Genomic DNA, 25,209 nt, shown 5'->3' with positions numbered 1-25,209 from the left:
GATGAAGGCGATCTGGCCACAAGCCAGATCGCCTTCATTATGCCGTTAGAAAGTATATCCTACCCGGACGCCGTAAGTAGCTGGCGGTGCATAGGAAACGCAGGCACAAGTCGAATTGAGGAAGTTGCCAAGAATACGTTTGGTATCGGTAACGTTCTCACCCCAGAGTGTCACCGTCAAGCCTTCAAGATCGGCTGGCGAGAAAGATGCGCTCAGGCCAAGGGTGGCATACGGCTTTTGTGAATAAACATTCCCGACATCATAATAAACGCGCTCGGAGGCATATCCATTCGCGGAGAAGGAAAGTTTTCCGACGTCCAGTTCCTTTGTGTATGTCGCTGACACGTTCATCGTCGCCTTCGGCGCGCGGGGAAGCTGCTTACCGGTCGCAGACGCGGCTGGCGTCAGAACCTGGCCTGTTCCCGAGGCGTTCGGAAGGTTCCATGATGCGTTTTCATAGCTGGAGAATGACGCATCAAGCAGGGATATGCCGGCCGTCAGACGCAGTTCGTTTGTAACCTGGGCGTCCACATTGACCTCTGCACCGTACATCTTGGCCACGGCCGCATTGGACAACTGACCAAGGCTGGTTGTGGCATTGGGAGGGCAGGGGGCGTTCAGGCAGCGGTTGGTAAACAGCAAAATTTGGATGTCGGTCAGACGATAGGCGAAGAGCGCCGCATCCACGTGTAACCACGAGCTTGGTGCAGATTTCACGCCCACTTCAAAGGCCGTGATCTTCTCAGGCTTGACCGAAATCGGTGCCGCACAAGATCCAGGCGTTGCAGCATTGGCTGCCGCGCACTGAGCCGGCGTTTGCCCGAACGGTATAGTCGTCGTGTCGAAGTTGCCGCTTTTAAAGCCAGTGCTGTAAGTAAAATAGAGGTTGGTATTTGCGGAGGCCTCATAGCGTACCGAAGCGCGCTGGGTCAGGCTGTTGAACGTGCGGCTGCCCCAGTCGTAGAAGGGTGCATCGTCCACTGCGCCTGAAACAAAAGACCCAATCAGGTCTCGTTTCTCATGACTGTAGCGAAGCCCGCCTATGACGCTGAGTGCATCGGTCAACTGATAGGTAGCCTCGCCATAGAATGCATAGGCATTTGTGCGTTGCCCACCCGTCAACGTCACAGCAGATGCAGAGCCTGGGAGATCCGTAACAATTTTGTTGGGATCCCAGACGTTGCGGTTATAGTAATAATTCGCGCCTGCGATGAAACTGAATCCGCCAAATTTCCGCGATGCAAAATTGAGTTCAACGGATTTCGATTTGTCACGGGTAGTCAAGTAATAATTTACGCCAGTAAACGGTGCTGGCGGAGCACCCGCGAATGCAGGCGTCGTTTCCTTGGTCGTCGCGCGAAAATAGGATGCGCGAAGATCGATATCGCCGACCGACGTCTCCTGGCTGATCTGGATGCTCGCATTGTCTGTCTTTGAAGTCTCCGGGATTGGGACATTCGTCGCGACATCATACGCCTTGGTCGGAATGACCGCACCAGGGAAGGCCTTGGCTAAGGTTATCCCATTGAGCGGGAACCATAGCTCAGCGGAGGCATCGGAATGCTTGCCGGTGAAACCTGAGATCAAGACCCGTGTGGTGTCGGTTGGGGTAAACAAAATCTTGGCGCGGAAGGCGTGATTCTTGATCTTGTTGAGACGAACGCCGGGAACGAGATTGTTATAGTAGCTATCGGCGCGCTCGTAGTAGCCCGAGACACCTACGGCTAGTGTATCTTCAATAATAGGGCCAGTGAGAAAGCCCTTCAGAATTAAATCGTCGAAGCGCCCGTAGCTCGCACTGAAATCACCGCCCAGATCCTGCATCTGCGGATCTTTGGTAAAGATCTGAATGGCGCCGCCCGTAGCGTTACGACCGAAAAGCGTACCTTGCGGGCCTTTCAGTACGTCGATACGGCTCACATCAGGCAGGTCGAGCGAAAGCGCGGCGCCGCTCGACATATAGATATTGTCCACATAAGTTGCCACGTTCGGATCAGTACCGGGCTGGGTGACGAATGTGGAAACGCCGCGAATGGCGGGAATGGTCGCAGGCCCAACTCGGTCCATCTTCAGACCTGGCACGACCGAGGTGAGTTGCATGCTATTGGTAACGCCAGACCGCGTCAGTGTGTCGGACGATAGCGCGGTTATGCTGATCGGCACGTCGCGGATATTTTCCGATCGCTTCTGCGCGGTCACGATTATATCGCCCAAGCCTTGCTCCGCAGCTTGTGGTTCGGCTTCGGGTGCTTGTGGAGAAGCGGCACTCGGCGCGGTTTGCGCAAACGCCGCCGGAGCGTGGATTAAGATACCAGTGCAAGCACTCGCCATCAGCAGGCGTCGCAGCCTTACGGAAATGTTCATTAACTTCCTCCCCTACTTTTCTTGCTAACTCTATCGATTGGATTTGGAGAGCCGCGATATCCTTACTTGCAGCCCTTAAACCCAATGACCGTTGGAGATATGAAAACCCCCATCTCAAAGCTGCTATACGTTTGCGGCTCTTCAACAGATTAGGAACACGTCTCTGTTCGAGGGACTGAACCCGACGCGCAAACCTCCGGCCCGACGGAACACAAGTGTTTTTAACTTTTTCCTACCGAACGACGAATTAATGCTCGGCCTTAAAGTGCGCTTGAGAATGGATGTACCGGCTAAGCGAAGAAGACGGCCGCAGACTGTTCTTCGCTGTTGAAGCGCTCGGGCGCGATGCGACTATTTTACTGGGAGCAAAGGCCCACGGTTCTCCATGGGATATCGGCGCGGTCATCTGGTAGGTTCCATCTTCGTGGGCGTTACATACCCGGACCCCGCATGGCGGCCTTCATCCAGCAAAGGCATGAGCAGGACGACCGATGCCATCGGCATTGCTCCTCAGCTACAGCCAGATTGGCACTTTTGCTCTGATTCTGCGATCATCGACCCTACGCACTCCGGGTTGGTTCTTCGGCAGCCAGAGTTCGCCTGCCGCCCGCGCCTCGTCCAATAGCCGGAACGACGCACGCGACGATGCAAGAGTCTCCTGCTTTCAGCGGAGCTTCCCAATCAATGTAGGCCTCGGTTTCAAAAGCCTGGTCGAGTCAGGACTCTAGGTTAATTCCAATCCGGGCCATGATCCATCCATTCGCCATTCGGCGAGCGCGTTGTTGTAGGCAGTGGCTCCGCCCGCAAAAAATCCGTTTCGAATGGTCTGGTCGTCGAGCTGTCCCTCGTTATTGAGGTAGCTTGGCGTACAATCCCTTTGGAAGCGACGGCGGGTCTCAGCGAACGACATGACCCGGTCGACCCATGCTTTTTCCGCCTCTGGCGTTGGTTCCATCGTTCGGATGCCGCGCGCCTGCGCGTGCGAGACAAGAAACGCTATGTGCTGGCTCAGTTCGTTGAAGAGGTAGGTGAAGTTAGGCGTGATAGCTTGCTGTGCATTGCCCAGAATAAAGCAATTGGGAAAGTCGCGCATGTGCAGCCCGAATAAGGAGCTGAATCCGTTTCGCCAAAGTTCCGATATGTGTCGGCCGCCCCGACCTATGATGTCGAAGCCTAGCCGGTGATCGATGTCGGTCAGGAACTCAAAGCCAGTTGCGTAAATTAGGCAGTCGAGCTTATATTCCTTCCCATTGGCGATCACACCATCCTCTATCACCCGATCGACCCCTTGCCCGTCGGTATCCACAAGAGTGACGTTGGGAAGGTTGAAGGTTTGCAGATATTCATCGTGGAAGCCTGGCCGCTTGCACAGCAGATTGTACCAAGGCTTGAGCGACGCCGCCGTTGCGGAATCTTCCACGATGGCTTCCACACGTGCGCGTAGATCCTCCATTGTACGAAAGTCGGCGATTTGCCGTTTTTCGCGTGTTTCGGGATCGTCGGCCGCCAGGCTATTGAGGCGCGCCAGCGACTGGCTCCAGCAGTCGTTCACCATGTCAGTCGCCACGGCTTCGCCCGCGATAGTGGCATTAAAATTATCCATCCGCTCCTTCTGCCAGCCAGGCTTCAGGCTTGCGGCGAAATCCGGATCCGTGGGCTGGTTTCCACGGACGCCGACAGTTGCCGGAGTTCTTTGAAAAACATAAAGTTGCTTCGCGCTACGGCCCAGGGGAGGGATGCACTGCAATGCTGTGGCGCCTGTACCGATGACGCCCACCGTCTTGTCGCCCAGCCGATCCAGGAGGGGGTGTCCCGGTGCACCGCCAGTATAATCGTAATCCCAGCGGCAGGTATGGAACGCCTTACCCTTGAAGGACTTGATACCCTCGATCCCAGGCAGCTTAGGCCATGGAAAGGGTCCGGGTGACATGCAGACAAAGCGGGCGTGGATCGTATCGCCGCGATTGGTAGAAATCTCCCAACGCGCGGCCCCGTTGTTCCAGACCATGCCGGTCACGGTCGTCTGGAACAGGGCCCGTTCATACAGTTCATAGCGTCTCGCGATCTGCTGGGCATAGCCCAGTATCTCTCCGCCCGGCGCATACTTCTGGCTGGGAAGGCTCCCAAGCTCTTCCAGAAGAGGGATATATATATAGGCTTCGATGTCGCAGGCCACGCCAGGGTAGCGGTTCCAATACCATGTGCCACCGAAGTCGCTGGCCCGATCGATCATCAGCAGATCGTCAATCCCGGCATTGCGAAGCCGCGCGGCGGTAAGGAGTCCGCCGAACCCACCACCCACTATCGCTACCTCGACCTCATCGTGGCGAGGCGCGCGCGAAGGTTCGGCTTTGGCATAAGGATCGTCCAAAAACGCGTCGAGACCGGCATCGATTACGCGATATTGCTGCGCGCCCTCAGCCCGCAGACGCTTCTCGCGCTCTTCCTGATATTTTTTGGCAAGCACGTCTGCATCGAAATTGTCGATTGTTGAGACGCCAGGTGCTGAATCGTCCATTATCACTCCCGAGGGCGGCGTTGGTTCTTGTTGTAAACAGACATTCCTAAATGCCAAATCCGCCATTGGTGCGGCGATCATATCATCGGTTGGCGAACTGAACGTTGGGAATTTATGGGGGCAACGGGAGGCTCGGTGGTCTAGTTTCGAAACGGATAGGGCTAAGAACGGGGCGCTGAATCATAGGCGGCCACCAACCCGCCAACCGTAGATAAAGCAAAAAATGCGGATCGGCCGCTGAGGACTGCAAGAAATGAATGACATAAGAAGGAAGAATGTAAAGAACCTCCCTGTCGCTGTTATCATAGGCGCGACATCGAAATGGCAGGCTGACGGCCCAAATACGAAACTGGCGCACGGATCGGCTGTGGACGACAGCGATGTGCCCGTCAGTATTCGCTGGGGCATAGGCGGGGCGATCGCTCAGAAGTTCGCGGCGGAGGGCTATTTTGTCGTCATGACTACGCGCACGGCCGCCAATGCGGAAGGTCTTGCTGCAGCAGTGGAGGCGCAGGGCGGTGCATGCATGATTGTCGAACTGGATGTGACATCGCAGGATTCGATCAAGGAGGCCTTCCAGCTCATACGTAAGGAAGGCGGGGATCCGGATGTCCTGGTCTACAACGCCGGTTATCTGGAAGGCCGCACCTTACCCAAGGAGATGGAGCTGCTGGAACATTTTCCCATCGAAATGTTCGATACCGCGCTCCAGATCGCGGCGCGGGGGCCATTCCTGGTTGCCAAGGAAGTGCTGCCGGCAATGCGTGAGCGGCAAAGCGGATCAATCTTCTTCTCGAACAATACCGAATGCTTGCGCGGGCGGAAGCGCGGTACGGGCGGCTCGCTTTATTATCCGCGGGTCATGATGCGCAATCTGGCGCAGGCGCTGACAGAGGAATATTCGGAATTTGGCGTTCATGTTGTCAATCTTGTCATCGATGGTGGCATTGATTCACCCGGGGTTCGGGCGATGCCCACAGGCGGGAGCAAAGGCACGCCGGCCGTACTCGCGGGCGGGCTGTCCCTTATCGACCCCATGAAGATCGCGGAGGCGGTGCATTATCTGCACGGCCAGCATCCATCTTGCTGGAGCCATGAGATTCAGCTCACGCCCTTCGATCGCAAGCCGGCATATTAAAGCTACAGCAGAAGGCCTCATCAATGGCAGCCCAATACGACATCGATAAAGACCGGCTGGCTGGCAAAGCCGTTATCGTCACCGGTGCGGGCCGGGGGCTCGGAGAGGCATTTGCTCGTCATGCGGCTGCCTGCGGTGCGCATGTCATCGTCAATGACGTAGATCTGTCCGAGGCCCAAAAGGTGGTTGAGGCCATCAAGGCAGATGGAGGATCAGCAGTCGCGAGCGGCCATTCAGTCGCCGATCCAACCGCTGCACGCGAACTGGCGGAACTGTGCATAGACCGGTTCGGGAAAATCGATGGCCTCATCAACAATGCTGCGGTCTTCTACATAGCGGCAATTAATGAGGAGCGGATCGCGGAGGCAGAGCGGCTGGTTGGCGTCAATCTTTTGGGAGCCATGCACTGCGCTGCAGCGGTTGCTCCGCATATGCTTGCGGCTCGACGGGGATCAATCATCAATCTTGCGTCGAGCGCAGCCTTTGGTCTGGCAGGACGCGGCGCCTATGGCGCGACGAAGGCGGCCCTCATTTCCCTTACATATAGCTGGGCATTGGAACTGAAAGCCTATGGTGTTCGGGTCAATGCCTTGTCACCCCGAGCCTCGACGCGCATGAACAGCAGTACGCCCGGCATGGGCGACGTTCGAGACATAGCTCCGGTGGCGACATTCCTCTTGAGCGATCTGTCTGATCAGATCACGGGGCAGTGCGTCCGCGCCAGCGGACTTGATCTGGCATGGACACTGCCGACCCAATACGCGCCGCTAATCCGGCGAGATACTCCCGGCACACAGGGCGTTGCGGACGCGCTGGCTAAGGCCGAGCCGGGGCTCCAGCCATTTGGTTTTGTTGCCTGACGCATCATTGCGATCTTTGGATCGGGAGAGCGGCTGATGCTAATCGGACATAGCGGGATGCGCGTTCCCGGCACTGGTGGCGATCGGTCGATTCCCTCATATGTGCCACCGGAACTGGTGTTTGAGCCGGACTACGAGGCGCCAAACACGCTTGTCGATCCCTTTAGCGTGACGGCGGGCATCTATGATGATCTGCCCCCGGTGTTCTACTGGCCACGTCCGCTGCCCGGACGTTATGACGGTACGTGGGTGGTGACGCGGTACAGCGATATTCGGGAGGTTTATCAGAACGACGCCCTTTATTCATCACGCAACGCCGCTAACTTCCAGGCTACCGTGGGCGAGACCTTCCAGATGCTCCCGCAGGCAATGGACGCACCTGCGCACGCCAAATATAGGGCCCTTCTGAACCCTTGGTTCTCACCCAAGGCAGTCACCGCACTTGAACCCTATGCCCGGCAGGTCATCGAAGACCTCATCGATTCCTTCATCGATAAAGGGATATGCGACGCGGCCTATGATTTCGGTCGGCTTTATCCGGTGCGTGTTTTCTTGCACCATATGGGCCTGCCACAGGACAAGTTCGAGGATTTCCTCGAATGGGAATATGCGATCCTGCATGACAGGCACGATATTGAAAGGATCCGCTGGGGTGCCCGAAGCGCGATCGACTATCTTCGTAGTTTCGCGGCAGGGGTGCGGCAAAAGCCGGATCAGCATCTCACCAGCGCAATCGTTCACGGTCAGATAAATGGGCGATCGACGACCGACGACGAGATAATTGGAATGATGTTTCAGTTATGGATGGCTGGACTGGATACCGTTGCAGGCACGTCCTCGCTGATTTTCCGCCGGCTCGCTCTGGATATCGACATGCAGCAAATGCTGCGCGAGAATCCCGACAGGATTCCTAATGCCATCGAAGAATTCGTGCGCATGCAGCCGCTGGTGAATTCCAGCCGACAAGTGAAGGAAGATCATGAGATAAGGGGAATCAAAATCAAGGCCGGTGATCACGTATTGGCGTACAATCTTGCGGGCAATTTTGACCCTGAAGCGTTCGCCAATCCGCGTGAAGCGCTTTTCGACCGGTCGTCCAACAGGCATTTCAGCTTTGCAGGCGGTCGTCATTTCTGTCTTGGCGCTTTCCTCGCGCGCCGCGAATTGGCCATCGCGGTAACTGCGTTTCTTCGCCGCGTACCAACCTTCCGTATGAAGCCCAACGCGGACATGACAGCCTATCCGGGACTGGTCGCCGCCCCCAGAGTGCCAGTAATATGGGATCTGCCGACACCGCCGTAATGGCAGAAGCTCCAATGCCCTCATCGGCCCGGTCGGAGCGATCTCCGATCCACGAGCAGTCCTATGCTTCGGCACGCAATTCATGAAATTAGGCAATGCCTAAGTTACTTACACCTCCTTTAGCGGCCAAGAGTTCCCATCAAGGCACCGGAGGGCTATTCGCAGATGGAGGCCGTCCAAAACGGCGTGCCTGGGTCTGTCGGGGACTGTGAGGGGCAATCACTATAGTAAGTGTGATTTGCCAGCACTGATATGGATGGGCCTACTGATTGGCTTTTCGGATTATGCCTGAAGCGGGTAGCTTGAGATACTAATTCAAAATTGCGGGGCACTGCACCCTCAGCTTTAACTCTGTGCTGGTCGCGTACGTGCAGTCCAGCCGGAGACTCTGTACTGGTGAAGCGTCAGGAAAACCTGACTAGCCGTTGCCATTGTCAACGAGGGCGATGGCGCGCTCAGGGCACACCGCCGCGCCGCGCCTTGCGTTCTCGTCCTGGCCTGCCGGAACAACGGTGCCGTTGGCAATGGAGAAACCTTCGTCATCAAGCTCATATAGCTTTGGAGCCTTGATGGCACACACTCCATGACCGACACAAACAGACTGATCGACCTTGATTATCATGATATAACCTTTGAAAAACGATCAGGAGCAGGCCCATGTAAGAGGCAGCGTCACTGGCTGAATGACTTTTCCGCCACGAAAAGAGAGATTGGTCCCGGTCGCGAGAGAGAACTCCGGAATTCGTTGCAGCCACTCGGCCAGAAACACCCGTAGTTCCAAGCGAGCGAGATGAGATCCAAGGCAACGGTGGGGACCGGCGCCAAACGCGGTGTGGCGGCTTACAGGGCGATGGAAATCGACTTCTAACGGGTTGTCGATCTCCCTATCGTCAATGCCATATAGGAAATGTTGGATAAGAACCCGGTCGCCTTTCTTGAACTCGATATTAGAAAAGCAGGTATCCTCTGCTACATAACGGAAAATCGCGGAGATCGAGAAACGGCGGATCATCTCTTCCAGCGCGTCAGGTATTAGTTCGGGATTGTCGACAAGTTCCCGCTGATGACCAGGATGCTCCGCAAGATAAAGCATTACGAAGGACAACAGGGCGACGACCGTGTCCAGTCCGCCGATAAACAGAAGCACGGATATGCCGACAAGCTCTTCCTGCTCTAACGGCCGACCGTCATAGTTCTGCAGGAGTAGATGGCTGAGAATGTCGTCTCCAGGCGCCTTTTTGCGTTCGGCAAGCGTTTGAGCAATGAAGTCGGCGACCCGCACCGACGCTTCCCGGGCAATCGCGGGATCTGCCGACCGGATGGCGCTGTCGACCCAGTCCATGAAGGTGCCGCACTGATCCAGTGGAATTCCGAGAAGCTTAAGAAAAATTTCAGACGGATAATATTGCGCGACATCGGCTACAAAATCGCATCGTCCCTCCGACAACACATTGTCGATCAGCATTTGAGCCTGCTGACGAACCATATCCTGCATTTTGGCAACAGCCTTGGGCGAGAACAGGCCGTTCAATATCTTGCGGTAGCTGGCGTGCGCTGGCGGATCGACGTCCAGAGGGATACGCCGGATTCCGGTGGTCACAAGAGCCTTGTCCGCTTTGGTCGGGTCGCTGGAGAATATCTCCGGCAGCTGGAGAAGATCCACGGCTATCTTCTGACGCGTCACGACCCAGTGTCCGCCATTTAGCGGTGTGAAATAGATGTCGGGCCGTTTCATCAACGCCGGCGCCGCGTCGACTGGCTGACGCGTGACTTCAGGCCCGGAATACATGTCAAAATCATAGACCAAGGGGTGGGGCACATGATCCGGTATGAACGCGGCCATATTACTCATTCCATGATCTTCCCCGATCTGTATGAAGATCTGTCACCATAGCGCTTTGATTGGTTCGCCCACTCATGCCGGGCCTTCTCAACGGCGCCGGCTCCCATTCAGCAGACGTCTGCTTCAGCAACTATCGGCCGACTCTCCCGCGTTCCCCGCATACGGCTGTCGGGATCATTCACGTCTGAAGTCAGCACGACATGATCGTCATGTACTTCGAGCAGCACGCCGACGAACGGAAAACCGGCGAGGCTACCCGTGACGCGATAGCTCACCGTGTCTCCAACCTTGAACGTCGCTTCATCGAAATTGAATTCGAATGGACAATTCTCGCCTTCTATGCCCTGCATATTGAGCGCCCTCCGTGATGCCAAGCCTGCGTCGGATAATTCTCATGCCATTTCATAGCGGATGGGGACCGACTTGGGTCCACCCAGGAAATTGGTGATCTTGCGGGTGGGCGTGCCGGCTAATTCCAGCGATTTGAGGCGAGGCAGCAACTCCTCGAACAAAATGCCCATTTCCATCCGCGCCAGATGTTGACCGAGGCACAGATGGACACCATAGCCGAAGCCGATCTGCCGGTTGACCGGGCGGTCGACCCGGAATTCGAACGGATCGTCAAACACATCCTCGTCGCGGTTGCCCGACAAATACATGAGGACGATACGGTCCCCCTTTGCGATATGCTGGCCGCCGAATTCAGTGTCTTCCGCCGCCGTTCGCACAAAATGATATATCGGGGTAGTCCAGCGCACGGCTTCGTCGACCAAGTTCGGGATCAGCGATGGGTCGGCCTGCACCTTCGCGAGCTGCTCCGGTCGTTCGGCAAGTGCCCAGATCGCGGCTGCGACAGAAGCGGCGGTCGTATCGTGTCCTGCCGTCGCGACGGTGACATAGTAGCCCAGTGTGTCAATATCGGAAATCGGCTGGCCGCCGATGCGCGCGTTGGCAATGACTGACGCAACGTCGTCGGTGGGATTGGCCCGTCGCTCCGCCGCAACCTGCTTAAAATAGTCCCAAGCTTCCTCGGCTACAGCGCGGGTCCGTGCCGCGCGTTCCTCTGGGGTCTTGGGAACCGGCTCCCCGGTCAACTCGGGATCGTCGATGTTCACGAGATTCTGTGTGAGGCGCATCATCAGCGGTTCCGCCTCATCCGGAATTCCCAGGATGGAATTGATGACCATCAACGGGTAATGGACAGCGATTTCCTTGAAGAAATCGCATTCGCCGCCTAGGCTTGCCATATGATCGACATAGCGTCGGGCAATCTGACGGAAACGTGTCTCAAACCCGCGGATCGACTTTGGCTGAAACCAGTTTTGGGTCAGTAGCCGATATTTCATATGTTCCGGTGCATTCATCGTCACCACGCCGCGGCTCAGCGCCTGGAAGCCGATCGAGTGTTCCAGTACGACGTCGGCTAACGGCATTATCTGGGCGACACCGCTCAGGAACAGGTCGTTACGTTTGGCGATCGCCTGAATATCCTCATATCTGGATGCTATCCAGAACGTCTCGTATCCATCCAGATCCGCACGCGCGAAAGGATGGTCGCGCCTCAGCTCGGCCAGCATCGTGTGAATGCCATCCCATTCCGCGAAGGCGTGAGGATCAACAACCGCGCGCGCGATGTGATCTGGTATCCGGTCAACGACCGTCTGCGACATGTAAAGCTCCCGGGATGTTACTCATCTACACTAGTATGGGAAGACATATCGGCAGTGTTAAACCCCCATCATCCTTGTCCGTCCCTCACAATTCTCATCCGATGGGGGACTTGCACAGGTGGGCTGTCATTTATTGTCGAGCAGGTACACTTCGGCGCGACGCGGTTGTCTGTGGATAAGATTAACGCAACATCAGGTTTGACCAGGAGAGAAAATGTCGATCACAGCCCTGATTGCTCGCAAGGCGGGAGCCGATTTTGAGGTAGCTCAGGTCGATCTGGATGCTCCGCTGGCCGATGAGATACTGGTGCGTATCCATGGCGTAGGCTTGTGTCATACAGACCTCGCGGCGCGCGACCAGCACATGCCGACGGAACTTCCTGCGGTGCTGGGCCATGAAGGCGCGGGCGTGGTCGAGGCTGTCGGCTCGAATGTCACAAAGGTCAAGATTGGGGACCGGGTCGTTCTTACGTTCCGTACCTGCGGCTCCTGCACCATGTGCGCGCGCGGCGAACCTGCCTATTGCTTGAATTTCGGCGCTCTGAACCTCGCCGGGCGCCGGACCGACGGTTCCTGCGCCATGCACCATAATGGGGAGCCGCTTACGAGCAACTTCTTCGCCCAATCGTCTTTCGCTCATTACTCGCTGGCCTATGAGCAGAACGTCGTGAAGGTGCCGGACGATGTGCCGTTGCATCTCATGGGACCGCTTGGCTGCGGCCTACAGACCGGGGCTGGGGCCACGATGCGGGCGCTCGCCTGCCGCGAAGGCTCCTCGATCGTTATCTTTGGCGGGGGGTCGGTAGGGCTAAGTGCGATGCTGGGCGCGTTGGTGCGCGGCTGCACGACCGTGATTGTATGTGAGCCAATGGCTGAACGCCGTAGCCTTGCACTGGAACTCGGCGCAACGCACGCCATCGACCCCCGGGAGGATGATCTTGCCCAGACTCTGCGGGAAATCTGCCCGGCCGGGCTTGATTACGCCTTTGATACCACAGCGCGGGACGAGGTAATCCAGACCGCACTCAATGTGCTGGCCACGCGTGGTACGCTCGGTTTGGTGGGGATCCCCAGCGCGCTCGATGCGACGGTAACGTTCAACATGCTGCAATTTCTGGGGCTGGGTCTGACTATTCGAGGCATTATCGAGGGAGATAGCGACCCGGACGTTTTCATTCCGGAACTGATCGACCTCTACCGGCAGGGGCGCATGCCTATTGACCGGTTGATGACGACCTATCGGCTGGACGACATCAACCAGGCCATCAAGGACCAGCACGACGGAAAGGTCGTCAAAGCCGTATTGCTGACCGATGCGGCGCTAGTCTGACGCCGCATTCAATGCCGGTGGCCACCGGGATAAGAGAGGATTGCCATGAGTACAGCAAGGACCTTCAAGCTTCTTATTGACGGCGCTTCCGTCGATGGCGAGTCGCTTTTCGACGTCATCAATCCCGCAACGGAGGAAGTCGTGGGCAGAGCGCCTGACGCCACGCGCCAACAGCTCGATCAGGCTGTCGCATCAGCACGCCGCGCCTATCCAAAATGGAAGGAGACGCCAATCGCCGAGCGCCAAGCTATGGTTGCGGCGCTCGGCCGTGTAATTAATGAGAATATAGAAGAGCTCAAGCGGCTGCTGACTGCGGAGCAGGGCAAGCCGCTCGGCGACGCCGAGCAGGACATCGGCGGCGGGGCCTATTTCTGCGCCCAGTCCGCCGAACTGACGCCCCCCGTCGAGGTGCACGAGGACAGCGACGTGCGTCGCAGCGCGACCTATCGCGTGCCTTTGGGTGTTGTATGTGCGATCGCGCCCTGGAATTTCCCGATCGCAATCGCCTTCTGGAAGGTTGCGCCGGCGCTCGTCGCGGGCAACACGGTCGTGCTCAAACCCTCCCCTTTCACGCCACTTACCACGCTGCGGATCGCGGAACTGGCCCGGGACATCCTCCCGTCCGGCGTGTTCAACGTTCTATCTGGCAGTGACCGATTGGGGCCGTGGATGACCGGTCATCCCGGTTTTGACAAGATCAGCTTCACCGGATCGACAGCGACCGGCCGCCGAGTGATGGAGAGCGCTGCGCCCACGCTTAAGCGGCTGACGCTGGAACTGGGTGGAAACGATGCAGCGATAGTTCTGCCGGGTGTAGATGTGCAGTCGGCGGCGAGCCAGCTTTTCCAGGCCGCTTTCGCTAATTCCGGTCAAGTTTGCTTTGCGCCGAAGCGGGTCTATGTGCACAGCGCCGTCTATGAAGACTTTGCCGCGTCGCTCGCGGAACTAGCGAAACAGGCTAAGGTGGGTGACGGAGCAGAGCAGGGAACCTCTTTCGGCCCGATCCAGAATCGGCCGCAATATGAACGAGTGCAGGACCTCATTGCTGATTGCCGGACGAATGGCTACGGCTTCCTTGCCGGGCAGGACAATGTGCCGGACAAGGGGTATTTTGTACCCTTAACTATCATCGACAACCCGCCGGCAGATGCTCGCATCGTGCGCGAGGAGCAGTTTGGACCCGTTCTGCCGCTGATCCGCTTCGACGATATCGAGGCGGCGCTGGAGCAGGCTAACGACTGCGATTATGGTCTGGGTGGTTCAGTGTGGGGACCGCCGGAGTTGGCGGAAGAGATAGCCCTTCGCATGGATACCGGAATGGTGTGGGTCAACGAATTTGGCTCCATGGCGCCCAGCCAGCCATTTGGCGGACGCAAGCAATCCGGCTTCGGTGTTGAGAATGGCATGGCTGGTCTGCTCGAATATACGAGCATTCATACCATCGTAACGGCGAAACAGGCGAACGTCGCCTGACGGGCGGCACTGCTCACCTCCTAGGGGCGTCAGATGATCATGCGAATGATCGGGTGGCGTCCCACTTGCGCATTACGACAATCATCTGCCGCTTGATGTGGAACGAAGGCGGACGGTGATGACCGACCCCCGCCCCTGGCATCATAGCGGCAACTGATAGCTTGTCTTGACCTGGGTGAAGAACTCGAGCGCATAGCGGCCCTGTTCGCGGGGGCCATAAGATGATGCCTTGCGGCCGCCGAAGGGCACATGGAAGTCGACACCAGAGGTCGACAGATTGACCTTCACCATTCCCGCATCGCTGTTTCGCTTGAAATCGTTGGCATATTTGAGGCTGGTCGTACAAATGCCGGATGATAGGCCGAAAGCCGTATCGTTGGCGATCGCCAACGCCTCGTCATAATCTTTCACGCGGATGACCCCGGCGACCGGGCCGAATATCTCCTCGCGGCAGAAGCGCATGTCTGGTGATGCGTCCACGAACAGGGCGGGGGAGAGATAATAGCCGTCATGGTCTCGCTTTAGCGCCTCTCCGCCGCTGACGAGGCGCGCGCCATCGCTGCGAGCGGATTCAATGTAGGATAAATCCTGTTCGAACTGACCTTGATCCACCACCGGGCCGATATGGGTACCGGGTTTGAGCGCATCGTCCACGACTATGCCAGCGAGCCGATCCTTGAGAGCTGCCACGAAGCGGTCGTGAATGCCATCCGTCACGACAAGCCGCGAAGAGGCCGTGCAACGCTGGCCAGTGCCGAGAAAGGCGCCGTCAAGCGCGCATTCAACCGCATTCTCGATGTCTGCATCGTCCAGCACCACAAGCGGGCTTTTGCCACCCATTTCCAGTTGGATCTTCTTCATTGTCTCGCCACCGACTGCGCCGGCCGCGATCATACGGCCAGTCGAGGACGAGCCGGTGAAGCTGATCGCGTGAATGTCGCGGTGTTCGATTATCCGCTGGCCGATCACGCGGCCCCGGCCCATGACGAGGTTCAGGACGCCCGCTGGGATGCCGGCTCGGATAAGGATGTCCGTCAGTGCATGGCCTGATGCCGGTACCAGGTCCGCTGGCTTGAACACCACGCAATTGCCATATGCCAACGCCGCAGCGATCTTCCACGCTGGAATCCCCATCGGAAAATTCCACGGGGTTATGATCCCGACGATCCCGATCGGCTCGCGCGTGATTTCCACCGTGACGTCGGGGCGGAGCGAGGCGATCGTCTCTCCGCTGATTCGGATCGCTTCCCCGGCGAAGAAGTCGAAAATCTGGGCTGCGCGATTGACCTCTCCGACCGCCTCGGCGAGCGTTTTGCCCTCTTCGCGAGCCAGCATGATGCCAAGCTCCTGCGCGCGTGAGGCAAGCTCGGCTGCCGCCTTGGCCAGGATCTGGCTTCGCGTGTAGGGAATGGCGCGTGACCAGGCGGGGAACGCCACCTGCGCCGCGGCGACTGCTTCATCCACATCAGCTGTCGATCCCTGAGCGAATTCGCCTACGGTGTCCGTCAGATTCGAGGGATTGATGTTTGGGCGCGCTTCGGTCGGGCTGCGCCAGTTTCCACCGATATAATTGCCGTAGGGAGAGTTCATCGCTGTTCTTTCAATGACGCATGTCCAACCGGGCCCGTCGACGAAGATTGCTTCAATGAACGACGCTCCACCGTAGGATGACCGATGAGCGAGGCTGTTCCGCCAACGCACACCCATGTCCAACGTTGAGAGGTTGGGGAGTGGGGGAAATGGCCACTTCGCATGTCATCGAAGCAAGGCTTCTGGCCGCGTGGAGTACGCAACGCGCTTCCCACGGCGGCAAGGCGTCGCCTCACACAGGCGAAAGCAAGCGCTTTCGGCATGACATACAGGAAGAGCAGAGTTCATGATCTCTTTTGAGCTGACGGAAGAGCAGAAGATAATTCAGTCCACTATAGCTGAGTTCGCGAGGGAGGAGCTTTCGTCCGAAGCGAGGCGGCTGGATGATGCTGCTGTCATTGACGCCGGCGTTCTTGGTAAGCTGTGGGCCACTGAATTTATCCAGCTTCACGCTACTGTGGATGAAGAAGAGCGTTCGGCAGTGACAAGTGCGATCGTGCTGGAGGAACTTGGTGCGGCGGACGCCGGCCTTGCTTTGGCTATGGCGTCGACCATGGCTTTTGTCGGAGCTGTGGCCGATCAGGGGACGCAGGAACAGCGCGAGACACTCTTGCCGCATTTTACCGGTGGTTCGTTCCAGCCCGCTGCCGTTGCGATTATGGAGCCAAGCTTTGGCTTCGACGTTGAGCGGATTGAGGCGAAGGCTGCGCGCTCGGGTGATGACTACACCCTCAATGGGAAGAAGGCGATGGTGCCGCTCGCCGGGAAGTGCAGTCACTTCCTTGTGATTGCACAGTGCGATGGAGCGCTCGATGCGCTGATCGTGCCGCGCGAGGCGGCGGGGGTGTCAGTGGCGGAAACCAAAGGCACTATGGGCCTGCGCGCCCTAGAACTGGCTGAGGTGACGTTCGAAAATGTAAGGGTGCCGGCGGCGGCGCGGCTATCGGGTGGCAACGGCGCCGACGTTCAGCGTATTATCGACGGAGCCCGCACAGGCGTGGCGGCAATCCTGACCGGGCTGTGCCGTGGCGTCATCGAATATGTTATTCCCTATACCAAGGAGCGGATCGTGCATGGCACAGCGCTCGCGAGGAAGCAGACGATCGCGTTTAACATCGCCGACATGCACATGGACATCGAGGCCATGCGGTGGATGACGTGGAAGGCGGCGTCGGACCTCGAACACCGACGGCCTTCAGTTCAGTCGGCCCAGCTTGCCTATACTTATGCAGGCCAGCAGGCTGTCATCATCACTGACAATGGCCTGCAGGCGCTGGGCGGCCATGGTTATACCAAGGAGCATCCGATCGAGCTCTGGTATCGCAACGCTCGCGCCCTCTCCGTGCTGGAAGGCATCGCAGGCGTTTGATTGCGCCGAATTATTTCGGAAGGAGGAAGCGGTTATGACCGTCCCTGAACTGACGCAGCCCAGTCCGGCTCCGTACGTCAAAGATCGGCCAACTTGGCCTGCCGAGGACGGCGCGAGTCAAGTGCCATACTGGATTTTTCAGCGCGATGACGTTCTGGAGCGCGAGCGGGAAAAACTATTTCATGGTCCGATCTGGAACTTCCTGTGTCTTGAGGCGGAACTGGAGCAAGCAGGGGATTTCGTAGCTGTCTATGCGGGCGAAACCCCTGTGATAGTCACGCGCGACGTCAACGGGGAGGTGTATGCCTTCGAAAACCGCTGCGCCCACCGGGGATCGTTGCTGGCGCTGGAGGATCGGGGCAACGTCAAGGATTTCACCTGCGTCTACCATGCGTGGACTCACAGCCTGCAGGGGGACCTGGTCGGCGTCGCTTTCAAGGACGGGATAAAAGGATGCGGCGGCATCGCCGAGGACTTCCGGATGGAAGGGCGTGGTCCTCGCAAGATGCGCGTCTCGATACTTCATGGCCTGATCTTCGGGAGTTTCGACGAAGATGTGGACGATATCGAGGATTATCTGGGCGAAGCCGTGCTCAGCCGGATCGCGCGCGTGCTGGCGGGCCGCAAGCCTGTCGTGCTGGGCCGCTTTACCCAGATTCTGCCGAACAATTGGAAGCTGTATGTGGAGAACACCAAAGACAGCTATCATGCCAGCATCCTGCATACGTTCTTCACGACATTCGAGTTAAACCGTCTGTCACAGAAAGGCGGCATAATAGTCAGCGAAAGCGGCGGCAGCCATGTCAGCTATTCATCGGTCGATCATGCCGGCGAGAAGGATGCTGAGAAGCAAGCGGCCTATAGCGACATTCGTTCAGAAAGCGATATCAGCCTCTCGGACACTTCGCTGTTGGCCAGCTTCAAGGAGTTCGACGACGACATCACGCTCCAAATCCTTTCCGTATTTCCAAACTTTGTGCTCCAGCAGATCCAGAATTCGATCGCGGTGCGAACTGTGTTGCCGCGTGGTACCGATTCCATGCACCTCAAATGGACCTATATCGGTTTTGAGGATGACACGCCTGAACAACGCCGAACCCGGCTGAAGCTCTCCAACCTGATCGGCCCGGCGGGGTATGTATCCATGGAGGATGGCTGCATCGGCGGGTTCGTGCGACGTGGCACGGCGGGCGCGCCGGACAAAAGTGCGGTGCTGGCCATGGGCGGCTATTCGATCGAATCCGGCGATGACCGCATCACCGAGGCCGCGATCCGCGGTTTCTGGACCGAATATCGCGAGAGGATGGGTCTTTGAACGACCGGGCGACACTTAACAGACTGACAACGGCTGCCGCCGGAGCACAGGCGCGCTACGTCCATGTGATCGATGACGGCGATTGCAATCTGTGGCCGGACTTCTTTACCGACGACTGCTTCTATCAGGTGACCAGCGCAGATAATTATCGGCAGGGACTGGAGGCTGGCGTGATCTGGCTCGAAGGCAAGGCGATGCTGCGTGACCGCATCCTCTCGCTGCTCGAAGCGAACATTTATGAGCGGCACAGCTACCGTCACCTGCTGGGTATGCCGCATGTTTCCGCCGTGGATGGCGATGAATTTACTTCCGAAACATCCTTCCTCGTCGTGCGGATAACACGTGAGGGGCCGACCGAGCTGTTCGCGACTGGCCGTTATATTGACCGCTATCGCATGGCGGGAGATGATGATGTGAAGCTTGTGAAGCGCGTGGTCGTGCTCGACAGCAGCTACATCGACACCTTGCTCGGGCTGCCCCTGTGAATCATCCGCGACGCCCCCCTGTGCTGGTGGCGATTGGCGACCCCAACGGTATTGGGCCTGAAGTAGCGGTGAAAGCGGCGGTTTCGCTGCGGGATGATGCTGACCTGAGGCCCGTGATCGTGGGCGAGCGTCATATTGTTGAGCCGCTCGCGCGGGATGCCGGCTTTGAAATCGAACTGGAGTCTGACCGCTGGGGTCGCCAGGCGGGCGCGCTCGATTTGCTGGATGTGGCGTGCATTGGCCCGGACGACTATCAGCCTGGATCGGTTAGCGCTGCAGCGGGCAGGGCGACAATTGCATATGTCGAGGCGTCACTCGGACTGATCCGGGAAGGATGCGGGCGAGCTCTGGTCGCCTGTCCCCATTCGGAAACGGCAGTAAACAGTTCAGGCCGTTCTTTTTCGGGTTATCCCAATCTGCTTGCCGAGCTGCTTGGCACTGGCGCCGATAGCGTGTTCCTGATGCTGGTGGGCGGGGGGCTGCGTATAGTCCATGTCACGTTGCACGAAGGTATAGGCACCGCGCTGGGGCGACTTACGCCTGACCTCATAGAACGTACAGTACGCGCAGCCGACGCATCGCTACGTTTGCTCGGTATCGTGCGGCCGCGTATTGGCGTGTTTGGTATCAATCCCCATGCCGGCGAACACGGCCTGTTCGGCGATGAGGATGAGCGAATCGTTGTTCCTGCTCTGGAACGGCTACGCGCCAGCGGTATCGACGTGGATGGACCCGAGGGTGCGGACATCATTCTCGTGCGCGAGGGCTATGACGCCTTTGTCGCCATGTATCACGATCAGGGGCATATTCCGGTCAAACTGATGGCCGGACGTCAGGCCGCGGGTCTGTCGATTGGAGGCGGTCTGTTGTTCTCCAGCGTGGGTCACGGCGCGGCCTTCGATATCGCGGGCAAGGGTGTGGCGGACCCCGCCGCGACGATCCGCGCCATCCGGCTGGTAGGGGGTGTTGCGTGAGTTACCGGATTTCCGTTCCCGGCGAAGGCCTGTCGTTCGACTGCGAAGAGGGCGAAACCATCCTCGATGCGGTCGAGCGTGCCGGCTATGCTATTCCCTATTCGTGTCGGAAGGGTGTGTGCTCATCGTGCGAGGGCGCGCTCCTGTCGGGCGAGGCGATGGTGCGCGGGCAGGGGCTGAAGGCCGGCCCGGCCGAGAGCGTTCTATTGTGCCAGGCGCGGCCACGCACTGACCTGCAATTCGCGCCGACGCGTATTCGGCTTGCCGATGTGATTGAGCGCAGGGTCTTGGATGCCAAGGTACGGCGGATCGACCGGCCGGCACCCGACGTTGCCGTGATTGAGCTGCGCCTGCCCATCGGGATGCGTGCGCAGTTCCGCGCTGGCCAATATCTGCGCGTCATGATGCCTGATGGCGACAGCCGTAATTATTCGATGGCTAACGGGCCGCACCGCAATGACAGCGTTGAACTGCACATCCGCCACGTGCCGGGCGGTCGCTTCTCCGAAAATGTACTGAGCGGCCTTGCGAAAGGGGCAGTGTTGACGTTGGAACTGCCTTATGGCGAGTTCAATCTCAGCGATCAGGCTGGCCTTGCGATATTGATCGCCACTGGGACTGGCTTCGCGCCCATCAAATCGATTGTTGAGCATCAGATACAGCAGCGCGGCACACGCCCGCTGCACCTTTATTGGGGGGCGAACACCGCTGCCGATCTGTATATGCGGGACCTCGCCGAAGGCTGGGCGGCGGCGCATGACTGGTTCGCCTTTACACCGGTCGTGTCCAGTCCCGACAGCGAGTGGGCCGGGCGGGTCGGCTTTGTACATCGGGCGGTCATGACGGATCATCCGGACATGGCATCGGTCGAAGTCTATGCGTGCGGCGCGCCACCGATGATTGAGGCTGCGCGCGCGGATTTCATCGAGCAGGCAAGGCTGCCTGCCCACGCCTTTTTCAGCGACGCCTTCGTGCCGAGCGGAGACTTGGCGCTGGACGGCGGGCCCACCCCTGCTGCCGCTAGACAGCCCGCATAGGAGGACAAGCATGAGCGTTTTGGAATCGACCCAGCAGGCGAGGGAAGGCGGCTTGCCTGCCCCTGGCGTGCCGGTGTCGGATCTCGATCCTTACAGCGCCGACGTGCTGATCGACCCCTATCCATATTATGAAATGCTGCGCGAGCTGGGTCCGGTGGTTTGGCTTGAGAAATATGGCGTCTATGCCGTCGCGCGTTATGATCAGGTCAAGCAGGTGCTTTCCGAAGCCGACAAATTCGGTTCCAGTGCGGGAATTGGTCTGACTAACTTTCACACCGAGGAGCCCTGGCGCAAGCCAAGTATCATCCTGGAAGTGGATGTCCCTGACCATACGCGTACTCGCAAGGTTTTCACGCGTATCCTCTCGCCTAAAGCGCTCAACGCCCTGCGCGAAAGGTTCGAGCGGGAGGCGGAAAAGCTGGTAACGGCCCTGATAGAAAAAGGGGAGTGTGATGCCGTCGCAGACTTCGCCCATGCGTTCCCGATCAAAGTCTTTGCGGACGCTGTGGGCGTTCCCGCAGAAGGACGTGAGCATCTGCTCCCCTATGGCGACATGGTGTTCAACGCCTTCGGACCGGTCAATGATCGCTTTCGCGAATGTCTGACGAAGCTGGGTCCGTCGAGCGAATGGATCGCCCACGCCTGTCGCCGCGATGTGCTGACGAAGGACGGCTTTGGAGCGCAACTCTATGCTGCGGCCGACGCAGGTGAAATCACGGAGGAAGAGGCTGGTATGCTGGTGCGCACTATGCTCTCCGCCGGTCTCGACACGACGATCTTCACGCTCAGCAATGCCATGGCGAGCCTGGGACGTCATCCTGACCAGTGGGCGATCCTGCGGGACGAACCGTCGCGTTCCCGTGCCGTACTGGAGGAAGTGCTTCGTTACGACCCGACCTTCCAGTCTTTCTATCGCACCACAACGCGTGCTGTAGAACTTGCGGGCGTGCCGATCGGGGCGGAACAGAAAATCCTCGTGTTCATCGCCGCGGGCAATCGCGATCCGCGCCACTGGGCCAATCCGGATACTTTTGACGTGCGTCGTCAGGCGACCGGAAACGTCGCGTTCGGCACCGGCATACATGGGTGCGCAGGTCAAATGATCGCCCGGCTTGAAGGCGAGATACTGTTGCGCGTGCTCGCTACGCGTGTCGATAGCCTGGAACTGCTCGGAGAACCCGAAGTGCATTTCAATAATACCGTGCGCGGCTATTCGCGCATGCCGATGCGCATCACCCCGCGCGTCGCAGCAAGCTGAGGTCTGCCAATGCCCAAGATTATCTACTTTATGAAAGATGGCTCCCAGAGCGAGATCGAGGTCGAACCGGGTGCCAATGTGATGCGCACGGCTGTCGATGCAGGGCTTCCGGGCATTTTTGCTGAATGTGGCGGAGCGTGCATGTGTGCGACCTGTCATGTCTATGTCGATCAGGACAGCGTCCAGGCATTTCCCCCTGTGGGGGAGGTCGAGGAAGAGATGCTGGAATGCACCGTCGCCGAACGGCTGCCGGTCAGTCGCCTCAGTTGCCAGCTGGTGGTGCCCGAAGGCGTCGCGACCGTCGTTGTTCGCGTTCCCGACGCGCAGACCTGACTGTCAGGCCGCACATGGCCATTACGGATATTAAGACCAGAGGAGTATGTTGATGGCCAGTGAAAAGCGGGTTGCAATCGTTACAGGGGGAGCCAGCGGCATCGGCTTCGCTTTCTCCAGCAAGCTGGCGGAATCTGGCTATGCCGTCGTGATCGCCGATCTCCGCGGTGCGCAGGAGGCTGCGGCGAAGATCGTGGAGGCAGGTTATGACGCGCTGGGCGTGACCGTCGACGTTACCAGTGAAGTGGATACCACGCGAATGGTCGATGAGGCGACAAAGGCGTTCGGCGGATTGAACGTGCTGGTGAACAATGCAGGCTTGTTCACCACCCTGACGCTAAAGCCAGTCGATCAGATCAGTGCGGCCGAATGGATGAAGGTGATGGAGGTGAATACGCTGGGTCCCTTCCTTTGCATAAAGGCGGCATTACCAGCGCTTCGCGCCAGCGGCGGCGGCCGCATCGTAAACGTCGCCTCGACCTCGCCCATCAAGGGGACGCCCTTCATGCAGCATTATACCGCAAGCAAGGGAGCGGTGATCGGCTTCACCCGTTCGCTGGCGCGCGAGTTGGGCAATGAGAACATCACGGTGAACGCGATCGCACCGGGCTTCACATTGAGCGAAGGCGTTTTGTCGGCAGGCATGGAGGAGCGAATGGGCGAATCCGCTCGCAGGACCAGTCGTTCCATTCAACGCGATCAGGTGCCCTCTGACCTGGTCGGCGCGCTCGTCTTCCTGGCGAGCGATGGGGCGGCCTTCATCACGGGCCAGACCATTGCGGTTGACGGTGGTGGGGTTTGCCTGTGACGGAGACAGCGTTGCCTGATTATGCACCTCTGGCGCTTTATATCGACGGACAGTTCATAGGTGCGGACGTCCGTGGGAGCGAGGATGTAATCAATCCGGCGACAGGCCGTGTGTTGGGACAACTGCCCCATGCTACGCTGGCCGACCTTGAGACTGCCGTCGCCTCGGCCTCGCGCGCTTTCGAGAGCTGGCGGTGGAGTTCACCGCTTGATCGGGGCCGGATATTGCGGCGGGTGGCGGAATTGGCACGGGAGCGCGCGGACGAGATCGCGCGCGACCTGACACGCGATCAGGGCAAGCCTCTTGGCGAGGCGCGGCTTGAGGTAATTACGTCCGCCGATCATGCCGACTGGCATGCTGAGGAGTGCCGCCGCATCTATGGGCGTCTCATACCGCCGCGTAACGCGAACGTACGCCAGACTGTGATCCGGCAACCGATCGGCGTATGTGCATCCTTTTCGCCTTGGAATTTTCCGTTCAACCAGACGCTTCGAAAGATCTGCGCGGCGCTGGGATCGGGCTGCACGCTGGTGATCAAACCTGCGGAAGATGCGCCTAGCGCTGCCGTCGCTCTGGCACGCTTGTTTCACGAAGCTGGGCTGCCGCCAGGATGCCTCAACATGGTCTGGGGTAAACCCGCAGAAATTTCGGACTATCTCATCCGCTCGCCGGTGGTGCGAAAGATTTCTTTCACCGGATCGATACCAGTCGGGAAACAGCTCGCTGCGCTCGCGGGAGCGCATATGAAGCGCGCAACCATGGAACTAGGCGGGCATTCGCCCGTGCTGGTTTGCGACGATGCAGATATCGATCAGGCAGCAACGCTGCTTGCCGCCTACAAGGGATTGAACGCGGGGCAGGTTTGCATGGCACCGAGCCGCTTTTACGTCCAGAAAGGCGTTGCAGCAGAGTTCACGGACAAATTCGCCAAGGCTTTATCTTCCCGCGTCTTGGGGGATGGCCTTGATGCCGGAACGACAATGGGACCGTTGGCACATGACCGCCGCGTCCGGGCAATGGAGGGCTTCGTTGCAGATGCGGTGAGCCGGGGAGCGGAAGTCGTCGTCGGTGGCGCCGCGCTGAAGGGGGACGGTCATTTCTTCGAACCTACGGTGTTGTTCAATACGCCGGATGAATCACGTATCATGCTGGAGGAGCCATTTGGTCCTGTAGCGCCGATTTCTATTTTCGATGATGTCGATGAGGTGCTTGGCCGAGCAAACGCTCTGCCCTTTGGTCTTGCCTCCTATGTTTTTACAAGGTCCCTGCGCCTTTCACATCATCTGTCGGCGCGGCTTGAGGCAGGAATGGTGAACATCAATCATTTCGGGAGCGCCCTCCCCGAAACGCCTCTCGGTGGTGTCAAGGACAGCGGAATGGGCAGTGAAGGGGGGAGCGAGACGTTCGATGCTTATCTAACGACGAAGTTCATCTCCGAGGCGACTGGCTAAAGATAGAATATTTGAAGCTTAGGTCATATTCGCCTGACCACGCGGGCGGATCGTGAAGTCAGGGTTTATGAAATGGGTAGCTGAGATCGGT

General features: G+C 58.3%; 21 protein-coding genes. 14 read left to right on the top strand and 7 right to left on the bottom strand.

Annotation, left to right across the window (positions count from 1 at the left end; genetic code table 11):
* Nucleotides 1-45: 45 nt before the first annotated feature.
* Complete coding sequence (locus tag C1T17_RS17870; protein WP_104954602.1) at nt 46-2,364, bottom strand: TonB-dependent receptor; 2,319 nt, start codon at nt 2,362-2,364, stop codon at nt 46-48.
* Nucleotides 2,365-3,088: 724 nt separating this feature from the next.
* Nucleotides 3,089-4,882, bottom strand: a complete 1,794-nt coding sequence (locus C1T17_RS17865) for a flavin-containing monooxygenase (protein ID WP_104954601.1) — start codon at nt 4,880-4,882, stop codon at nt 3,089-3,091.
* 253 nt (nt 4,883-5,135) lie between these two features.
* Between C1T17_RS17865 and C1T17_RS17860 the strand changes: the two genes are divergently transcribed.
* Genes C1T17_RS17860 through C1T17_RS17850 form a run of 3 tightly spaced genes read left to right on the top strand, consistent with a single transcriptional unit; the run spans nt 5,136 to nt 8,182 of the window.
* Complete coding sequence (locus C1T17_RS17860; protein ID WP_104954600.1) at nt 5,136-6,020, top strand: SDR family oxidoreductase; 885 nt, start codon at nt 5,136-5,138, stop codon at nt 6,018-6,020.
* Between the two features lie 23 nt (nt 6,021-6,043).
* Nucleotides 6,044-6,880, top strand: coding sequence for an SDR family NAD(P)-dependent oxidoreductase (locus C1T17_RS17855; RefSeq protein WP_104954599.1), 837 nt, complete (start codon nt 6,044-6,046; stop codon nt 6,878-6,880).
* 36 nt (nt 6,881-6,916) lie between these two features.
* Nucleotides 6,917-8,182: a cytochrome P450 gene (locus tag C1T17_RS17850; RefSeq protein ID WP_104954598.1), complete on the top strand. Its 1,266-nt coding sequence runs from the start codon at nt 6,917-6,919 to the stop codon at nt 8,180-8,182.
* A gap of 418 nt (nt 8,183-8,600) precedes the next feature.
* Here C1T17_RS17850 and C1T17_RS17845 read toward each other — a convergent pair whose 3' ends face one another.
* The 4 genes from C1T17_RS17845 to C1T17_RS17830 all read right to left on the bottom strand — a co-directional run bounded on the left by C1T17_RS17845 (nt 8,601) and on the right by C1T17_RS17830 (nt 11,695).
* Complete coding sequence (locus tag C1T17_RS17845) at nt 8,601-8,804, bottom strand: ferredoxin (RefSeq protein ID WP_104954597.1); 204 nt, start codon at nt 8,802-8,804, stop codon at nt 8,601-8,603.
* Between the two features lie 21 nt (nt 8,805-8,825).
* Nucleotides 8,826-9,713, bottom strand: coding sequence for a cytochrome P450 (locus tag C1T17_RS17840; protein ID WP_189338400.1), 888 nt, complete (start codon nt 9,711-9,713; stop codon nt 8,826-8,828).
* A gap of 419 nt (nt 9,714-10,132) precedes the next feature.
* The gene (locus C1T17_RS17835) at nt 10,133-10,375 is read right to left on the bottom strand and encodes a hypothetical protein (protein ID WP_104954595.1); all 243 of its coding nucleotides are present in this window, start codon (nt 10,373-10,375) and stop codon (nt 10,133-10,135) included.
* Nucleotides 10,376-10,417: 42 nt separating this feature from the next.
* Nucleotides 10,418-11,695 carry a cytochrome P450 gene (locus tag C1T17_RS17830; protein ID WP_104954594.1) on the bottom strand — a complete coding sequence of 426 codons (1,278 nt, stop codon included), beginning with the start codon at nt 11,693-11,695 and terminating at the stop codon, nt 10,418-10,420.
* 214 nt (nt 11,696-11,909) lie between these two features.
* Between C1T17_RS17830 and C1T17_RS17825 the strand changes: the two genes are divergently transcribed.
* Both C1T17_RS17825 and C1T17_RS17820 read left to right on the top strand, forming a co-directional pair.
* Nucleotides 11,910-13,025: an NAD(P)-dependent alcohol dehydrogenase gene (locus C1T17_RS17825; RefSeq protein ID WP_104954593.1), complete on the top strand. Its 1,116-nt coding sequence runs from the start codon at nt 11,910-11,912 to the stop codon at nt 13,023-13,025.
* A gap of 45 nt (nt 13,026-13,070) precedes the next feature.
* Nucleotides 13,071-14,498 (top strand): aldehyde dehydrogenase family protein, encoded by a 1,428-nt coding sequence (locus C1T17_RS17820; protein ID WP_104954592.1) that lies wholly within the window; start codon nt 13,071-13,073, stop codon nt 14,496-14,498.
* A 141-nt stretch (nt 14,499-14,639) separates the two neighbouring features.
* Here the strand turns inward: C1T17_RS17820 and C1T17_RS17815 are convergent, their stop codons facing one another.
* On the bottom strand, nt 14,640-16,088 hold the full coding sequence (locus C1T17_RS17815; protein WP_104954591.1) for an aldehyde dehydrogenase family protein: 1,449 nt from the start codon (nt 16,086-16,088) through the stop codon (nt 14,640-14,642).
* 286 nt (nt 16,089-16,374) lie between these two features.
* On the opposite strand from C1T17_RS17815, the gene C1T17_RS17810 reads away from it, so the two are divergent.
* Genes C1T17_RS17810 through C1T17_RS17770 form a run of 9 tightly spaced genes read left to right on the top strand, consistent with a single transcriptional unit; the run spans nt 16,375 to nt 25,118 of the window.
* On the top strand, nt 16,375-17,457 hold the full coding sequence (locus C1T17_RS17810) for an acyl-CoA dehydrogenase family protein (protein WP_104954590.1): 1,083 nt from the start codon (nt 16,375-16,377) through the stop codon (nt 17,455-17,457).
* Between the two features lie 34 nt (nt 17,458-17,491).
* The gene (locus C1T17_RS17805) at nt 17,492-18,772 is read left to right on the top strand and encodes an aromatic ring-hydroxylating dioxygenase subunit alpha (RefSeq protein ID WP_104954589.1); all 1,281 of its coding nucleotides are present in this window, start codon (nt 17,492-17,494) and stop codon (nt 18,770-18,772) included.
* Nucleotides 18,769-19,257, top strand: coding sequence for an aromatic-ring-hydroxylating dioxygenase subunit beta (locus C1T17_RS17800; protein ID WP_223262677.1), 489 nt, complete (start codon nt 18,769-18,771; stop codon nt 19,255-19,257). The genes C1T17_RS17805 and C1T17_RS17800 overlap by 4 nt, the downstream gene beginning before the upstream one ends.
* Before the next feature lie 20 nt (nt 19,258-19,277).
* Complete coding sequence (locus C1T17_RS17795) at nt 19,278-20,231, top strand: PdxA family protein (protein ID WP_223262676.1); 954 nt, start codon at nt 19,278-19,280, stop codon at nt 20,229-20,231.
* Nucleotides 20,228-21,268 (top strand): 2Fe-2S iron-sulfur cluster-binding protein, encoded by a 1,041-nt coding sequence (locus C1T17_RS17790; RefSeq protein WP_104954587.1) that lies wholly within the window; start codon nt 20,228-20,230, stop codon nt 21,266-21,268. Before C1T17_RS17795 ends, C1T17_RS17790 begins: the two co-directional genes overlap by 4 nt.
* Nucleotides 21,269-21,278: 10 nt before the next feature.
* Entirely contained in the window at nt 21,279-22,526 is a 1,248-nt protein-coding gene (locus C1T17_RS17785; RefSeq protein ID WP_104954586.1) for a cytochrome P450, read from the top strand.
* Between the two features lie 30 nt (nt 22,527-22,556).
* Nucleotides 22,557-22,859, top strand: coding sequence for a 2Fe-2S iron-sulfur cluster-binding protein (locus C1T17_RS17780; RefSeq protein WP_223262675.1), 303 nt, complete (start codon nt 22,557-22,559; stop codon nt 22,857-22,859).
* 52 nt (nt 22,860-22,911) lie between these two features.
* Nucleotides 22,912-23,667 (top strand): SDR family NAD(P)-dependent oxidoreductase, encoded by a 756-nt coding sequence (locus C1T17_RS17775; RefSeq protein ID WP_104954584.1) that lies wholly within the window; start codon nt 22,912-22,914, stop codon nt 23,665-23,667.
* Complete coding sequence (locus C1T17_RS17770; protein WP_223262674.1) at nt 23,664-25,118, top strand: NAD-dependent succinate-semialdehyde dehydrogenase; 1,455 nt, start codon at nt 23,664-23,666, stop codon at nt 25,116-25,118. Before C1T17_RS17775 ends, C1T17_RS17770 begins: the two co-directional genes overlap by 4 nt.
* The last annotated feature ends 91 nt before the right edge of the window (nt 25,119-25,209 follow it).

Origin of the sequence: Sphingobium sp. SCG-1 (assembly GCF_002953135.1) — a bacterium.
In the GTDB taxonomy this organism is placed as follows: domain Bacteria; phylum Pseudomonadota; class Alphaproteobacteria; order Sphingomonadales; family Sphingomonadaceae; genus Sphingobium.
Note: the sequence above shows the minus strand (reverse complement) of the source record. Positions and strands in the feature narration are given on the sequence as shown.

What these genes read in the sequence shown, in the direction of transcription:
- C1T17_RS17870 (WP_104954602.1), bottom strand. Translation starts at nt 2,364, where the DNA reads ATGAACATTTCCGTAAGGCTGCGACGCCTGCTGATGGCGAGTGCTTGC.
- C1T17_RS17865 (WP_104954601.1), bottom strand. Translation starts at nt 4,882, where the DNA reads ATGGACGATTCAGCACCTGGCGTCTCAACAATCGACAATTTCGATGCA.
- C1T17_RS17860 (WP_104954600.1), top strand. Translation starts at nt 5,136, where the DNA reads ATGAATGACATAAGAAGGAAGAATGTAAAGAACCTCCCTGTCGCTGTT.
- C1T17_RS17855 (WP_104954599.1), top strand. Translation starts at nt 6,044, where the DNA reads ATGGCAGCCCAATACGACATCGATAAAGACCGGCTGGCTGGCAAAGCC.
- C1T17_RS17850 (WP_104954598.1), top strand. Translation starts at nt 6,917, where the DNA reads ATGCTAATCGGACATAGCGGGATGCGCGTTCCCGGCACTGGTGGCGAT.
- C1T17_RS17845 (WP_104954597.1), bottom strand. Translation starts at nt 8,804, where the DNA reads ATGATAATCAAGGTCGATCAGTCTGTTTGTGTCGGTCATGGAGTGTGT.
- C1T17_RS17835 (WP_104954595.1), bottom strand. Translation starts at nt 10,375, where the DNA reads ATGCAGGGCATAGAAGGCGAGAATTGTCCATTCGAATTCAATTTCGAT.
- C1T17_RS17830 (WP_104954594.1), bottom strand. Translation starts at nt 11,695, where the DNA reads ATGTCGCAGACGGTCGTTGACCGGATACCAGATCACATCGCGCGCGCG.
- C1T17_RS17825 (WP_104954593.1), top strand. Translation starts at nt 11,910, where the DNA reads ATGTCGATCACAGCCCTGATTGCTCGCAAGGCGGGAGCCGATTTTGAG.
- C1T17_RS17820 (WP_104954592.1), top strand. Translation starts at nt 13,071, where the DNA reads ATGAGTACAGCAAGGACCTTCAAGCTTCTTATTGACGGCGCTTCCGTC.
- C1T17_RS17815 (WP_104954591.1), bottom strand. Translation starts at nt 16,088, where the DNA reads ATGAACTCTCCCTACGGCAATTATATCGGTGGAAACTGGCGCAGCCCG.
- C1T17_RS17810 (WP_104954590.1), top strand. Translation starts at nt 16,375, where the DNA reads ATGATCTCTTTTGAGCTGACGGAAGAGCAGAAGATAATTCAGTCCACT.
- C1T17_RS17805 (WP_104954589.1), top strand. Translation starts at nt 17,492, where the DNA reads ATGACCGTCCCTGAACTGACGCAGCCCAGTCCGGCTCCGTACGTCAAA.
- C1T17_RS17785 (WP_104954586.1), top strand. Translation starts at nt 21,279, where the DNA reads ATGAGCGTTTTGGAATCGACCCAGCAGGCGAGGGAAGGCGGCTTGCCT.
- C1T17_RS17780 (WP_223262675.1), top strand. Translation starts at nt 22,557, where the DNA reads ATGAAAGATGGCTCCCAGAGCGAGATCGAGGTCGAACCGGGTGCCAAT.
- C1T17_RS17775 (WP_104954584.1), top strand. Translation starts at nt 22,912, where the DNA reads ATGGCCAGTGAAAAGCGGGTTGCAATCGTTACAGGGGGAGCCAGCGGC.